We start from the raw sequence: 14,714 nt of genomic DNA, 5'->3' as shown, positions 1-14,714 counted from the left end.
CTGCAAAGTAGCGATGTCATACATTTTTAAATGGTATACATTTTTAATGTTGCTATCGAAATTGCTATGCATTCCTCCTTTGTGTTTAACTAATATTTTTCAATTTTTAATTTTGTTTCAATTTTTAATTTTTATTGATTTTTTATTTTTGATTTTCGACTCAATCTTCAATTTGATGCTGCTTAAACTCGATTTTTGCAGCCACTTATATTGCGTTATTGCAACAAAATTGTGTAAAACAAGGAATTAATTATTTTGTTAATTCCTTGCGAACACCTTCATAGTACTCTTCAAGGTGAACAAATACTAACTTATTTTTGAACATTTTGTTCATTTGTCTATATTTTAGCTCTAAAAACACGCTATATATAACAAAATCTCACATTTTTGATTTAATCATGTAAATTTCAAGCATACGTAATATTTTTATTCCGCCAATAAAAATATTACGTACGTCTTTATGATATTGTCTTTAAATATTAAAATTTAAAAATCATCAAAATTAAAAAAACATATTATTACAAACATCAAAATGAAGATAACTTTAAAAAGAGGTGAAAGAGTATGCAAATTTTAAACATTCTATGCAACCCAGTAATTGTATCGGTTGTAGTGTTATGCGCGTTAAGTCTCGCTAAACTCAATGTTTTACTCGCAATGATTGTTGCATGCGTTGCAGGTGGCATTGCTGGCCATCTCCCTCTTTTTGGAGATGGCAGCCACACTATTATGGCGCTGCTTTGCGATGGTTTTTCCACAAACGCGCAAACTGCGCTCGCCTACATTCTTCTTGGTACTTTTGCAGAGGCAATTACAGCAACTGGCCTAGCTCAAATCATTTCTAAAAAAATTAGCAAAATTATTGGCACGAACAAGTTCATTCTTCTTGCAGTTCTAACAATTATTGCGTGTATGTCTCAAAATATTGTGCCTGTTCACATTGCTTACATTCCTATTCTTATTCCGCCGATTCTTTCCATTATGAACAAGCTTAAGCTAGATCGCCGCGCTGCCGCATGCTGCACTGCGTTCGGACTAGAAGTGCCGTACATTGCTATTCCATTTGGCTTTGGCTTAATTTTCCAAACAGTTATTGCAACTAATCTTTCTAAAAATGGTATGAAAGTTAGCGTTTCAGACGTTAGCGCTGTGAACTGGTATTTGGGTGCTGCAATGCTTGCAGCTTTACTGTTTGCAGTTTTTGTTCTATACAGAAAGCCTCGCGAATATAAAACAACCGAAGCAGATACTCGCGCTGCGGACGCTGTTGTTGGCCCGCTTACTAAAGCACACTACGTAACTATTCTTGCGATTATTGTTGTTGTAGTAGTGCAAGTTATTAGTAAGGATCTTTCACTTTCTTCTCTTGCAGGTCTTGCAACCATGATTATTTTTGGCGCAATAAAGTGGAAAGACATCGACAAGCAGCTTATGGGCGGCGTTAAGCTTATGGGTCTTATTGCATTTATTATGCTCATTGCTGGCGGCTACGCTAACGTGATTCAAGCTACGGGCGGAGTTAATGAGCTTGTACACCTTGGCGTTGCTTGTATGGGTCAAAACAAGCTAATCGCTGCATTCGTTATTACGATTATTGGCTTGCTTGTTACTATGGGCATCGGCACATCGTTTGGCACGGTTCCTATTCTTGCAGTTTTGTTCGTGCCGCTTTGCCAAAGCATTGGTTTTAGCACTCCTGCAACAATTCTTCTTATGTCTTCCGCTGCAGCTCTTGGTGACGCAGGCTCCCCTGCTTCCGATACAACGCTTGGTCCTACTTCTGGCTTAAATGCAGATGGTCAACACAGTCACATTTGGGATACTTGCATTCCAACATTCCTTATCTTCAACATTCCACTTATGACTGCAGGCATTGTAATATCTCAGTTTATTTAGCAGTTAGCTGAAAGTCACAAACAATACACATCTAATAAACGCTGGTGAAGATTTTTGCCATTTACGGCAATTTTCTTCACCGCGCCAAGTAGGCGAACCTAACATACAGCCACCCGCAAAGTAGCCAATCAATGCAAATTCGCGGGCGATTGGCTACTATTGCAGAAAGCGTACTGCGTTAATATTTTTACCGAGCTTAAAATTGCTCAGCACATTTCAACAAGCCAGACAACATCCTCACATAGACACAGTATAAAGCGAGTAGAAGTAAGCTTTCTGATTCATAAGGCCCTCAAAGCTTCCGCGCTCAATAAGCTCGCCACTTTTCATCACAAGAATCTCATCATATTGTTTAAGCGAATTAGCATCCAAGCGGTGAGTTATAACAAGTCGAAGAATTCCTTGCAAATCCAAAATAGACTGCGTTACGTTCGCGCTCGTCTCGTTATCTAGCGCACTCGTTGCCTCATCAACCAGCAGGATCTCGGACTTTTTAAGCAAGCTTCGCGCAATAGCAATACGCTGCTTTTCGCCGCCAGAAAGATGACTACCATTCTCACCGCACTGATAATCCTTGCCTTTAGCAGCAATCAAATCATTCAAACCAGCCAAGTGAATCACGCGATCTACCTCTGCGTCCGGGAACGGCTTAAACAGCGTAATATTATCTAAAATCGAAGCATCAAACATAAACACAGACTGCTGCATAAGAGTCGTCTTATCGTAAAGCGAACTCTTGCTCACATTGCTAAGTTCGTGATTATTCAGCTGCACGCTACCCTTATAATCCTTGTAGTAGCCCATAAGCAGATTAATCAAACTACTTTTACCAGCGCCAGAAGGCCCCACTATCGCGTAAGATTTTCCAGCTTGCAAACTAAGACTTACATTTTTCAAGACTTTATGATCCGCATCATAAGAATACGAAACATCTCGCAAAACAACGTTTTTAATAGAATCGTCAATAATCTCGCCAGAATCTTCCTTAGCGTTACTCATATAATCAGCCATCTTGCTAATAAGCTTCTTGGCGCCCTTCATCTCGCCAAGCATTTGCGGAAGACTAGAAATAGGCTGAAGTACGCCATTCATCAAATTAGTAAAAGCTAAAACCATTCCAGCAGTAATAACGCCAACGTGAGCGTTAACCATCCAAGCGCCAACAAGCATCACTCCAAGCTGAGTTCCAAGACTTGAAATTGTGCCAAGAGCAGAAACGGTAGTCATTGTTTTCTCGCGAAGATTCTTCGTATGCTCAAGCTCCATCGACTGATTTTTGTATCGATCAATAACCTCCTGCTCCGCCTTAAAACTCTTAATAACAGAAACTCCGTTCAAAACATCCTTCGTCAGTGCCGTATAAGACTCATTCGACTTAGAAACCTGCTCCTCTCTAGTGGCGATTTCGTTAGCTGTAAGAATCGAGCACGCCATTGGAAGCACAGAAATAACAAGAGCAATAACAGTGAGCAGCGGACTGTAGTAAATCATAAGAGCTAGCGAGCTTACAAGCATAAGAACGTCTTGAACAAAATCAAAAATCTTCTTCAAATACTTTTCTTGAATACGCTCGCAATCATTAGTAAGTACAGAAAGATACATGCCGGAATTTGCAAGCGAAAAATCACTATAACTCTTTTTTAAAAGCTTCTTAATAACAGACTCTTTATACTGATTCATTGCTTTTTCAAGAAAGCGAGGATACGCGCTGCGCTTCAACGCAAAAATCAGTGAGATTACCAGCATAAAGGAAGCGACAAGCAGCAAAATAGTAGTTAGAGAGAAGTCTCCTTTGCCAGACATATAGTCGAAAATAATTTGCAAAATCCAAGAAATAGCAGTGTAAATCATAGACAAGGCAATAAAAACTATCATCGAAAGAAAAGCTACAAGTTTGTTTTCTTTGAAAAATAGTTTTACGTAATTTTTTACGTCGGGATGCAGTGCGGATGATTTCTTATTTGCCGATGATTGCTGATTTGCCACATTGTCAGTTTTACTCATTCTCGCTACCTCTCACTTCCTTTATATATCTCTTCTATTTCTACTATTTCTACTATCTCTTCTCTAATATCATTTTCGCAAGCAGCATTTTCATAAGCGATTTGCTTATTCACTCGCTACAAAGCATTGAAAGCTACACTATCATACTTATCACGATTATTAACCATTAACGTAATACTTAAACGCATTTATACGTAATGCTTGCTAGAAATAATAAGCATAGAGTTAAAAAAAAAAATCAAATTAAAATGCTGATTCCGTATGTAATATCAGTGTAAACGTGTCAAATGCGCAACGCTGCTTCAATACAAAGCTCAAGAGCATACGCTTTAGAGTCTCCACCCCAATTGCGCTCATCATAATTTTCAACATCGTGCAAAGTATCTGCAGTGTAAAGAATCTCACCCCAAACAATCCCACGCATTTGTGCACAAGCCGCTAAAGCAGAACACTCCATCTCAACAACCGCGCATCCCTCCTGCTTACGACTAGCAACTTTCGTCTTAGTCTCACGGAAAAACCCATCAGTAGTCCACGTTTTAACTTCATGATAAGGCAAATTGTGCGCTTGCAAGGTTTGTAAAATAGCACGTCTCGAACGCTCTGAAACATCAACATAACGACTTGGAGGCAAATAATGATAAGAAGTCCCCTCATCCCTTAAAGCTTTATACGGAACCAGAAAAACGTTTTCCGCATAATCAACTAGCGATCCGCAAGAACCAGCACTAACAACTTCGCTAACACCGTAAGAAATCAGCCAGTCTAAGATCTGAACAGCGGCAGGAGCACCAACTGGAGCCTGCACTAAGCAGATTTTTTGCGTTTCTTCTTCTACTTCGCTGTTTGTATTTTCTCTTACTTTTTTCTCTACTTTCTCTTCCAAAACATATATTGGATATACTTTAGTTGCAGATTCAAAATTTGCTACAATCGTAGCTTTCCTGCTTAAAGCATACTGATCGATTTCATCGCCTAAGAAAGCAAAAACCGCTTTAGATGGAAGCTGAACGGAAATATTATCGTGATTTGGCATTAAAACTGCACTTTTATCGGAATCATACTCTAAAATCGGTAAATCATATTCTGCCATACAATCAGCTCCTTCATACAATCAGCTCCATCCTACAAGCACTCAATCCTATATACAAATACACGCATTAGTACTCAAAGATTATAAAAAATAGCCAATCGCTGCAAATTCGCGGGCGATTGGCTACATTAGATATACCGTCTGGCTAAACATTTTCGCTAGCTAAACATCTTCACTAGCCCAGTATGCTATCGATATTCTTCTTATTGCTTAAATCATCTTCATCAAGAAAAGCCATCTGCTTTATTCCGCTTAATTTTGCAATAAGCGAAACTGGGAAAGTAACAATATTTTGATTAAGAGTACTAATGTTACTATTTACGATTCTTTTTGCTGCAGCCAGCTGCTCGTTTTCGTCGTTCACTTCTTCTTGCAAATTCAAAAACTGCTCAGAAGACTTTAATTCTGGGTAAGCTTCTGCCAAAGCAAAAATCTTCCCTATTGCATGATTCTGATTTTTCATTGCTTCGCTAGAATCCGCAGAGTTTAATCCTTCTCTTAAACTCACTAAATCCACTAATGTTGTTTTTTCGTACTTTGCAAACGACTGCGCAACTTTAAGCATTTGGCAAATAGTGTCGTACCTTTTAGCGAGCGCAATGTCAACGTTTTTTTGCGACTCTTCTATAATCACTCTATATTTTCTTAGTCTATTTAACGTACCAATAAACCAGCCAATAGCCACTACAAGCACTGCTGCAATAACTATTAAAATAGTTTCATAATCCATAATGTCTCCTTTATTTTTAGCCTTTTTCTAGTCTTAATTATCTCTGTTTTTGCAATTCACTAGTGTGCAATCTCTACTTTTTCAATTTTATAGCTTCTAATTTTGCAATTTCTCTCTAATTACGCTGATTATTTCGTAATACTCAGCCAAAACATCCCTAAATCTTGCATATTCTCTTGTTAAAGATAGGTCTTCTATTCCAGATTTTCCAGGATTTCCTAATATGTACCGACCAGAGTCAAAAGCTGCAATAATATGCTCACTATCTAGATATATGCAAACTCTCATTCTTTTTTGCAAATTATTCAATGCTTCTATAAAACTTGGATCTAATACAAGCTTTGTATAAAAATCGTCTGTAGAAAAGATTGAATACGAGTTATTAAACTCAATGGATTCTGTTTGAACTTCACTCTCCTCTTTTGTTTTTTTACCATAGTATCCATTTAGTTTTTGCCCCATAAAGTTCTTTCCAGTAACGGGAACGATTCTAATGTGACCATTTATATTGGTTTTTGCGTTTATTAATAAGACTTGACCAATAAAATCAGTTTTTTTGACAGTTTTTCCACTTTCAGTTCTAGAAAAGTGCATTGCTTGCATATTTGAAAATTCAGTTTTAGATTCATCGCCAAAAATTATGTGTTTGTTTGAATAATACCTACTAGATATTGGCAGAAGATTATTAAAAATACTGTTGTCAATTCCTTCAGAATTTTCTAATACCGTTCCAGGCAGAATCTCATTTAAAATCGGCGTTAAAACATTATTCGCATATAGAGTATTTACATCAACCTTATTTGTTACAAAAAACTTGCCAGCAAAGCAAACAACAAAGGCAACTATTATGAGTAAAGGATATTTATAAGTAGAGTAGTCAAACGAAGGAAGATAATTGCCAACAGCACCAATAATTAGCACTACTGGTATTAATGGAATCAAACGCATTGGGTCAAAAGCGTTATTTTTTATGCCTTCTTTTAACTCATTTAGTTTCCCTTGCATTTGGGGAGATTTTTCTAATTTATTAAGTCTTTCTAAAACTTCGGGATTTGTAAACACGCTACTATGTTTTACATTCATCGTCATCTCCCTCTTATAATCGCCAATATTTTTATAACAACATCTTTATAAAAGTCATAAAAGGCTCTTATATTTTTTTATCATAAATAATCATTATTTGGAATAGTAAGATTTGTGAATAGTTAAATTTGGAATAGTGAAATAGTCAAATAACGAAATAATAACAACTTTGATTTTGAACCACTTTGATTCTGCTAGCAAAGTATCTTAAATGTGACTATTTTCAATAAAGACTTAATACAAAAACAAATAACAAAGAACAAAATAACACAAAATAAACAATATAACAATTTATAACACATTAATTTTCAACTACTTTAATAACATTTCTCAAAGCGTATAATGAACTTGAATTTATTCCTTAACTGATAGGAAGTTCAAAAATGGTAAAGAAACTAAAAACTATTTGGAGCGTTAAATTAACTACCGCTTCACTCGTACTAATACCAGCCGCAATCGGCATAAATTATGTTGCAAAACTATTTGCAAGCATGCTAAAACTACCACTTTGGCTTGGCACACTAGGCACTTGCATTTCAGCTTGCTTAGCAGGACCAGTTGTAGGCGGAATTGCTGGATTTTTAACTAATATTGTTTACGGCTTAACAATTGATCCAATTTCTACAGTCTATAGCATTACAGCTGCAGCAATTGGAGTAAGCGTTGGAATCGCTGCACGATTAAAATATATGAGCAAGTGGTATCACATTCTTATAACAAGTCTTATTGTTGCAGCAATCGCAATAATCATTTCTACACCTCTAAACATGATTTATTGGGGCGGAACCACTGGAAACGTTTGGGGTGACGCTGTTTTTGCAGCAATGGGATCCAAAGGCTTCTTTGCATCATTCGTAGATGAGCTTGTTGTAGATATACCAGACAAGATTGTTGTTTTGTTCCTTGCAGCTGGAATTTATAAAGTTCTTCCTAAGAGTTTAATAGCTATTTATCAATCCGATGACGAAGATCTTGATAAATAAACGTTTATCGCAAGCAAATAAATCACATAAACTCTAAGTTCTACAAGTTTTTATAAGCACAATAAGACGAGATACTATGAAAAGCATCAGCCTATTTGAAGATAAGCATTCGTTTCTAAACGGACTATCTGCAAAAACCAAGCTTGCATACGTAATATGCGCTCCAAGCACACCGAGTTTGCTTGGAGGCTATACTTCTTTTGCTATCTTTATTATTTTGAGCCTAATATTACTTGCAACATCAAGGGTCCTAGCAAAAATAAAAATCGTAATACAAGTTACTGGTTTTATTATTGTAACTATTTTTATAGTTCAAACTTTTTTTAGATCGGGAAACTACACGATTTTATTCAAACTAGGACCTTTGATTGCTCGCAAGGAAGGTTTTGAAGTAGCAATGAAGATTGTGCTAAATATATTAAATATTTCGTTTGCATTTTGTGTTTTAACGCTTACAACTAAACCTTCTAATATGATGCAAGAGATGATACAAGCTGGTTTACCACCTAAAATGGGCTATGTTTTTGTCTCGCTATTTCAAATCATTCCTCAAATAACACAGCAAACTTCGACTATAGTTGATGCACAAAGAAGCAGAGGATTGAAAACAAAAGGTTCCCCAATAACGCGTTTCAAAGCTTTTTTGCCTCTAATATCCCCGATTATAATGTCTTCGTTTATGAGTTCTAAAGAAAGAACTATAGCTTTAGAAGTTCGCGGATTTTCGTGCAATAATCAAAAAACATTCATAAAACCGTTTAAGCCTAGTAAATACAATACGTTATTTTTATGCGCTTGTTTAATCGTAATAATCGCATCTATTATTTATGCGTTACTTAATAATTTAGGATATATAGCATGGCAGCTATTCATATAGAGCACTTAAAATATCGCTACCCGTATAGTAAAACTCTTGCACTTAATGACATTTCTTGCGATATTCATAAAGGCGAATTTATTGGAATAATAGGTGCTAATGGAGCTGGAAAATCAACATTATCTCAAGCTATTTTAGGTCTTGTTCCTAATCTTTACCACGGAGCGTACGGCGGCAAAGTAGAGGTAGACGGTCTTAACGCAAAAACTACTCCAATAGACAGTCTTTGCAAAAAAGTTGGACTGGTTTTTCAAAATCCTTTTAATCAAATTACAGGCTCGAAGCTTACTGTGTACGAAGAAATTGCGTTTGGGCTTGAAAATCTTGGCATTGAGCAAAACGAGATGCAAAATCGCGTAGAGAAAATCATGGAGATGCTTAACATTGCGCATCTTAAAGATTGCTCTCCATACGATTTATCTGGCGGCCAAATGCAACGAATGTCTATTGCCGCTATTTTAGTTATGCAACCAGAAGTAATAATTTTAGACGAGCCAACTTCGCAGCTTGATCCTAAAGGTTCTGAAGAGGTTTTTAAGTCGGTAGAATCCTTAAAAAATCAGGGTCAAACTATTATTATGGTTGAGCACAAAATGGAAAAAATCGCGCAATATAGCGACCGCGTAATGCTTTTAAGCGAAGGAAAACTTATTGATTTTGATACTCCGCAAAAAATCTTTTCTCGCGAAGACTTGGAAGAATATGGCGTAAATCCTCCTGTTTATACTCAAATTTGCAAAAAACTTTCATTAAAAAACAATAATGGCTTGTATCCAATAACTCTTGAGCAAACGTCACAAATTTTAAGCTCGCACGAAGGGAATCGCTTACAATGACTCCTACTATTGAAATACGAAATGTGTCTTTTTCTCATACTCCAACATCACAAATATTCAATAATCTGAATTTGTCTTTTGCTACTGGAGCATGCGCTATTGTTGGTCAAAATGGCACTGGAAAAACAACTTTACTTAAAATCCTTAGAGGACTTCTTACTCCAAAATCTGGAAGCGTTTTATTAAATGGTAAAGATATTGCAGAATGTACTGTTCCCTCTCTTGCTAAAGATATTGGATTTGTATTCCAGAATCCAGATGACCAAATTTTTGAATCAACTGTTATACGCGAAGTAATGTTTGGACTTTTAAAAATTGGAATTGATAAGAGTCAAGCACTGATTCAAGCAAAAGAAAGTCTAAAACTCGTAGGACTTTTAGATAAAAGCGAGGTAAATCCTTACGATTTAAGTCTTTGCGAAAGGAAAATGGTTTCTATTGCGTCGATTTTAGCAATGGATACGCAAGTTGTTATTTTAGACGAGCCTACAATCGCCCAAGACGATCGCGGCAAAAATTGTATTGAATCAATTATTAAACACCTTGTTTTGCAAGGAAAAACTGTTATAGCTGTTCTTCACGATATGAATTTTGTGGCTAGAGTATTTAATCGAGTTGTTGTGCTTTCCAATGGCAAGGTTCTTTTTGACGGCACTACGCGAGACGCATTTATGCAAGATAACATACTTTCTAGCGCACAACTAGATAAGCCAGATGTTGTGAAGCTGTGCGAAAAGTTGGGTTATGAAAATACGTTCCTATCTGTTGAAGAATTTGTGAACGACTATTACGAACAATAAAACTACCGACTATCAAATGAAGCAGCAAAGAAAGCAAATGCACAAATCGCGTAGTTTCTTAAAATTAGCATTTGTTAATAAACATTAGTATCAGCAGACGCAAATCAAATTTGACAAACACAAATCCATTCGCTATAGTCTTCACTTATCACCATTTCGACGAGTAAAGGAGTGCACATGTATCATACAAATATGATGACAAATTGTTGTTGTAACGTATGCTGTTGCGCATTTCTTAATCGAAATGATGTTTGCAAGCACTAAGTATGCATCATCTAGCCTGTGTTAAAAGCATCTACGTTAAAACACAGCAAATTACGATTCAAGAAACAGCGCGCTGTTTCTTTTTTTATGCCAAAAATCGAATATAACGTTAAAAAATAACAATTTAATACGTGTTAATGTTAAAACGAATAAATATTAAACGAATAATGGCATCTTTAGAAACAACTAATAAATAATCACTTTATTAATAAAAATTGTTTTTTAAAAATTAAAAACAAAACAGAAACAAATTAAACAAAACAAACAAGTAAGGGGAAATATTATGTCTAATATTTACAAGTCCGTGCAAGAACTCGTAGGAAACACTCCACTTATGGAGCTTACACACATTGAAAAAGAGTACAATCTAGCAGCAAAAATCCTTGTAAAACTCGAATACTTTAACCCAGCAGGCTCCGTAAAAGACCGAATTGCAAAGCAGATGATTGAAGAAGCAGAAGCCGAAGGCACGCTTAAACCAGGCTCAGTAATCGTTGAGCCAACTTCTGGAAATACTGGCATTGGTCTTTCAATGATTGCGCAGACAAAAGGATACAAAAGCATTATTGTAATGCCAGAAAGCATGTCTATTGAACGCCGAAAACTTATGAAAGCATACGGCGCCGAGCTCGTGCTCACACCAGCTAAAGATGGAATGAAAGGCGCAATTGCCAAAGCAAAGGAAATCGTTGAAAACACGCCAAACGCGTGGACTCCAGGACAGTTTACCAATCAAGCAAATGTGCACGCACACTACAAAACAACAGGTCCAGAAATTTGGCAAGACACTGATGGAAACGTGGATATGCTCATTGCTGGCGTTGGAACAGGCGGCACAATCACAGGTACTGGCACATATTTAAAGGAACAAAATCCGAATCTGGAAGTAATCGCAGTAGAACCAGCCGACTCCCCTGTGCTCGCAGGCGGCAAGCCAGGAGCGCACAAGATTCAAGGAATCGGCGCAGGATTCGTGCCAGATGTGCTTAACCAAAACATTTATAATCGCATTGTTCACGTAACAAATGAAGACGCAATCGAAAGCGGCAAGCTTATAAGCAAAAAAGAAGGTGTGCTAGTGGGTATTTCTTCTGGAGCTGCAATCTGGGCAGCAATCCAAGAAGCAAAAAGAGAAGAAAACGCTGGCAAAACCATCGTTGCAATACTTCCCGATTCAGGAGATCGATACTTGTCTACCGCATTATTTGAAGACTAACTACATTTAGGAGCGCTACTGTAAATACGCAAGTTTTGATTAAATAATATATGGATAATAAATAACATTATTAGATAATGATCAAAACTGTAGAATAAAGGAAAATAATAAAAATAACGGGAGAAATGTATGAGTGATCGCCTTGACCTTATAAATCAACTAAACTCAATTAACGATTCAGACATAAGGCAAGCTACATTCATACCTAATTACCGAAATATTATTGCGCTCATACATGCGACTCAGGCTCTACTTTTGCCTGAGTTGCATGTGCGCAATGAAAGCAACGAGACTACGCAACTCAACGCTAGTTTGAATACTGTTACTTCAAACGCATTAGACACTATAGAACGCATTATATTTCACGAACTTCAATGCTACACAAGCAACACAATTAAAATTCGAGAAACTTGCAATAAATTTATAAATACTCTTCCTACAATTAAAAAGTTACTTTTAACAGATATTCAAGCCATGTATGAAGGCGATCCTGCTTGCACAAGCAAAGTAGAAGTAACGCTCGCATACCCTGGTTTTTATGCAATGCTTATTCACCGCACAGCTCACGCACTCTACGAACTTAACGTACCGCTAATTCCTAGACTTATGAGCGAATATGCACACAGAAAAACTGGAATCGACATTCATCCAGGAGCAAAAATTGGCGCATATTTTTGCATTGATCACGGAACTGGCATTGTAATTGGCGAAACAACTGTGATTGGCGAGCATGTTAAGCTTTACCAAGGCGTAACTCTGGGTGCAAAAAGTTTTGCGCTAGACGAGAATGGAAATCCTGTAAAAGACGGAAAGCGGCATCCAAATATTGGAAATAATGTTGTAATTTACGCAAACGCAACAATCTTAGGCGGAGAAACCACAATCGGCAGCGGAAGTACAATCGCAGCAAACGCGTGGATAAACCGCAGCATTCCCGCAAACACAACCTACCACTTCCCTAAAGCCTAATACGCTATTATGCTCTGTCTTTTATAAAACCGCAGCACTCGATTTCTGATAACTCAATAAAACCAGCAGATTTATAAAAAGCAATAGTTTTTTCAGTACAATCCGTGGTTAATTGAATTTGACGAACATTAGGATAAAAATCCACAATCGCATTTAACAAAGCAGAGCCTATTCCCTGCCTTTGATACTCTGGCAAAACAAGAATATCTTGAATAAGAACAACCGTATATCCGTCACCAACAGCTCTAGCAATTCCAACTAGCTCATCATTTTTATAGGCAGCTAAAACCTTGAGCGAATTATTAAAGCCATTTTCTAAGGCGGGTAAATCATCTGTATACGAAGACCAACCAACAGAATCATATAGTTTTAAAATATCTTTGCTATTATATTTTTTATACTCTTTTATTTGCACGTCTGTTAAATTCATTTACAATAACACCTCGCAAAATATAGCAAAAGTGCGCGATCTAAAACGTAAAAACGGAAGAACGCGCACTAATAATAATACTTAACAACAGCTACTTTTTAAGTTGCACTGGCTCGTGGTCTTTGCCCATCTTAAACTTAAGACCTGCACGCTGCCACATGCGATATTCGCCAACTGCCGTAAAGAGAACATCTGTGGAAGAGTTAAGCGCAGTTTCGCACGAATCTTGAATCACGCCAATAATAAGGCCAATAGCAACTACTTGCATAGCAATATCGTTTGAAATACCAAACGACGAGCACGCAAGAGGTATAAGCAAAAGCGAGCCACCAGCTACACCAGATGCACCTGCAGCGCTAACTGCAGAAAGCGCAGACAAAATCACAGCTGTTGGAATATCAACGTAAATCCCAAGCGTGTGAGCAGCGCACAAAGCCATAATCGAAATCGTTATAGCAGCACCACTCATATTAATGGTTGATCCAAGTGGTATAGAAACAGAGTAATTGTCTTTATTAAAACCGAGTTTTTCGCACAAATTCATGTTTACAGGAATATTTGCAGCAGAAGAACGCATAAAGAACGCTGTAACTCCCGAATCGCGCAACGTACGCAATACAAGAGGATACGGATTCTTGCCAGTAAGAACAAAAACCAAAATAGGATTTACAATCAAAGCAACAACAGCCATAGTGCATACTAACAAGGCAATAACGGAACCGTATTCACTAAAAATACGAAGACCATTGCTTGAAACTGTTGTATAAACAAGACCCATAATGCCAAAAGGTGCTGCGTTAATAATCCAGTGAACAATTTTTCCAATAGCAGAAGAAACGTTGTCAAAGAATGCTTTAGTGGAAGGCTCAGCCAAGCGAAGTGCTACGCCAAATGCGATTGCCCAGAATAAAATACCAATAAAGTTTCCCTTTGCAAGAGCATCTACAGGGTTTACAACAATATTTAACACAAGAGAATTAAGAACTTCGCCGATTCCTTGAGGAGATGGCGAAGATGCTGCTTCAACATGCGCAAAAGTGAAGTCAACAGGGAAAATCATAGCTGCGCAAACAGCTATAAGGCTTGCAATAAACGTAGAAAGTGCATACAACACGATTACAAGCTTCATGTTTCCAACACTTTTTGCTTTTGCAAGCGCGCCAATCACAAGGCAAAATACCAAAATCGGCGCAACGGATTTAAGTGCGCTCACAAACAGCTTTCCCATAAGATCTAGCACGTAAACGTGAGATGGCACAAAAAGACCAAGTGCAGCGCCTAGAAAAAGACCAATAACAATACGAAGAATAAGGTCAATGCTATTCCACTTTTGAAGAATCTTGTGCATGAGAGTCTCCTGTAATTTAGTTTGTGCAGAATATTTTATACTCTTTTATTTGTATTCATACTCGCAAGATTTTCTATTTTTACATATTATACACATGTATGCATATATATGCAAATCGTTAGGTTTTAGTTATTCAATAATTCAATAATTAAATGACTTAGCAACTCAGTAAATAAAGGCTTCAA

General features: G+C 37.1%; 13 protein-coding genes. 7 read left to right on the top strand and 6 right to left on the bottom strand.

Annotation, left to right across the window (positions count from 1 at the left end):
• Window positions 1-564: 564 nt before the first annotated feature.
• Window positions 565-1,896: a Na+/H+ antiporter NhaC family protein gene (locus HXT23_RS01755; RefSeq protein ID WP_422112985.1), complete on the top strand. Its 1,332-nt coding sequence runs from the start codon at window positions 565-567 to the stop codon at window positions 1,894-1,896.
• Window positions 1,897-2,133: 237 nt separating this feature from the next.
• On the opposite strand, the gene HXT23_RS01750 is transcribed toward HXT23_RS01755, so the two are convergent.
• From HXT23_RS01750 to HXT23_RS01735, 4 genes are all read right to left on the bottom strand, one after another.
• Window positions 2,134-3,900 carry an ABC transporter ATP-binding protein gene (locus HXT23_RS01750; protein ID WP_422112984.1) on the bottom strand — a complete coding sequence of 589 codons (1,767 nt, stop codon included), beginning with the start codon at window positions 3,898-3,900 and terminating at the stop codon, window positions 2,134-2,136.
• A gap of 283 nt (window positions 3,901-4,183) precedes the next feature.
• Complete coding sequence (locus tag HXT23_RS01745) at window positions 4,184-4,993, bottom strand: nucleoside phosphorylase (RefSeq protein ID WP_020973404.1); 810 nt, start codon at window positions 4,991-4,993, stop codon at window positions 4,184-4,186.
• Between the two features lie 175 nt (window positions 4,994-5,168).
• Window positions 5,169-5,723, bottom strand: a complete 555-nt coding sequence (locus HXT23_RS01740) for a LemA family protein (RefSeq protein ID WP_422112983.1) — start codon at window positions 5,721-5,723, stop codon at window positions 5,169-5,171.
• Between the two features lie 96 nt (window positions 5,724-5,819).
• The gene (locus HXT23_RS01735; protein ID WP_422112982.1) at window positions 5,820-6,806 is read right to left on the bottom strand and encodes a DUF3137 domain-containing protein; all 987 of its coding nucleotides are present in this window, start codon (window positions 6,804-6,806) and stop codon (window positions 5,820-5,822) included.
• 383 nt (window positions 6,807-7,189) lie between these two features.
• Between HXT23_RS01735 and HXT23_RS01730 the strand changes: the two genes are divergently transcribed.
• The 6 genes from HXT23_RS01730 to epsC all read left to right on the top strand — a co-directional run bounded on the left by HXT23_RS01730 (window position 7,190) and on the right by epsC (window position 12,751).
• Window positions 7,190-7,789 (top strand): ECF transporter S component, encoded by a 600-nt coding sequence (locus HXT23_RS01730; protein ID WP_119529452.1) that lies wholly within the window; start codon window positions 7,190-7,192, stop codon window positions 7,787-7,789.
• Between the two features lie 76 nt (window positions 7,790-7,865).
• Entirely contained in the window at window positions 7,866-8,666 is an 801-nt protein-coding gene (locus HXT23_RS01725; RefSeq protein WP_119529451.1) for an energy-coupling factor transporter transmembrane component T family protein, read from the top strand.
• A complete protein-coding gene (locus HXT23_RS01720) occupies window positions 8,648-9,502 on the top strand; it encodes an energy-coupling factor ABC transporter ATP-binding protein (RefSeq protein WP_119529450.1) in 855 nt (284 codons plus the stop codon). The genes HXT23_RS01725 and HXT23_RS01720 overlap by 19 nt, the downstream gene beginning before the upstream one ends.
• Complete coding sequence (locus HXT23_RS01715; RefSeq protein WP_119529449.1) at window positions 9,499-10,302, top strand: energy-coupling factor ABC transporter ATP-binding protein; 804 nt, start codon at window positions 9,499-9,501, stop codon at window positions 10,300-10,302. Before HXT23_RS01720 ends, HXT23_RS01715 begins: the two co-directional genes overlap by 4 nt.
• Window positions 10,303-10,849: 547 nt before the next feature.
• Window positions 10,850-11,782 carry a cysteine synthase A gene (cysK, locus tag HXT23_RS01710; RefSeq protein ID WP_119529448.1) on the top strand — a complete coding sequence of 311 codons (933 nt, stop codon included), beginning with the start codon at window positions 10,850-10,852 and terminating at the stop codon, window positions 11,780-11,782.
• Between the two features lie 129 nt (window positions 11,783-11,911).
• On the top strand, window positions 11,912-12,751 hold the full coding sequence (gene epsC, locus HXT23_RS01705) for a serine O-acetyltransferase EpsC (protein WP_016636151.1): 840 nt from the start codon (window positions 11,912-11,914) through the stop codon (window positions 12,749-12,751).
• 7 nt (window positions 12,752-12,758) lie between these two features.
• Here the strand turns inward: epsC and HXT23_RS01700 are convergent, their stop codons facing one another.
• Entirely contained in the window at window positions 12,759-13,181 is a 423-nt protein-coding gene (locus HXT23_RS01700; RefSeq protein ID WP_016636152.1) for a GNAT family N-acetyltransferase, read from the bottom strand.
• A 91-nt stretch (window positions 13,182-13,272) separates the two neighbouring features.
• On the bottom strand, window positions 13,273-14,529 hold the full coding sequence (gene sstT / locus HXT23_RS01695; RefSeq protein WP_016636153.1) for a serine/threonine transporter SstT: 1,257 nt from the start codon (window positions 14,527-14,529) through the stop codon (window positions 13,273-13,275).
• Window positions 14,530-14,714: the final 185 nt, after the last annotated feature.

This window comes from Gardnerella sp. DNF00257, assembly GCF_049262745.1.
GTDB classification, from domain to species: domain Bacteria; phylum Actinomycetota; class Actinomycetes; order Actinomycetales; family Bifidobacteriaceae; genus Bifidobacterium; species Bifidobacterium piotii.
Note: the sequence above shows the minus strand (reverse complement) of the source record. Positions and strands in the feature narration are given on the sequence as shown.

Bases quoted from the DNA above. Each gene is read 5' to 3' on its own strand.
- HXT23_RS01755 (WP_422112985.1), top strand. From the start codon at position 565: ATGCAAATTTTAAACATTCTATGCAACCCAGTAATTGTATCGGTTGTA.
- HXT23_RS01750 (WP_422112984.1), bottom strand. From the start codon at position 3,900: ATGAGTAAAACTGACAATGTGGCAAATCAGCAATCATCGGCAAATAAG.
- HXT23_RS01745 (WP_020973404.1), bottom strand. From the start codon at position 4,993: ATGGCAGAATATGATTTACCGATTTTAGAGTATGATTCCGATAAAAGT.
- HXT23_RS01740 (WP_422112983.1), bottom strand. From the start codon at position 5,723: ATGGATTATGAAACTATTTTAATAGTTATTGCAGCAGTGCTTGTAGTG.
- HXT23_RS01735 (WP_422112982.1), bottom strand. From the start codon at position 6,806: ATGAATGTAAAACATAGTAGCGTGTTTACAAATCCCGAAGTTTTAGAA.
- HXT23_RS01730 (WP_119529452.1), top strand. From the start codon at position 7,190: ATGGTAAAGAAACTAAAAACTATTTGGAGCGTTAAATTAACTACCGCT.
- HXT23_RS01725 (WP_119529451.1), top strand. From the start codon at position 7,866: ATGAAAAGCATCAGCCTATTTGAAGATAAGCATTCGTTTCTAAACGGA.
- HXT23_RS01720 (WP_119529450.1), top strand. From the start codon at position 8,648: ATGGCAGCTATTCATATAGAGCACTTAAAATATCGCTACCCGTATAGT.
- HXT23_RS01715 (WP_119529449.1), top strand. From the start codon at position 9,499: ATGACTCCTACTATTGAAATACGAAATGTGTCTTTTTCTCATACTCCA.
- cysK (WP_119529448.1), top strand. From the start codon at position 10,850: ATGTCTAATATTTACAAGTCCGTGCAAGAACTCGTAGGAAACACTCCA.
- epsC (WP_016636151.1), top strand. From the start codon at position 11,912: ATGAGTGATCGCCTTGACCTTATAAATCAACTAAACTCAATTAACGAT.
- HXT23_RS01700 (WP_016636152.1), bottom strand. From the start codon at position 13,181: ATGAATTTAACAGACGTGCAAATAAAAGAGTATAAAAAATATAATAGC.
- sstT (WP_016636153.1), bottom strand. From the start codon at position 14,529: ATGCACAAGATTCTTCAAAAGTGGAATAGCATTGACCTTATTCTTCGT.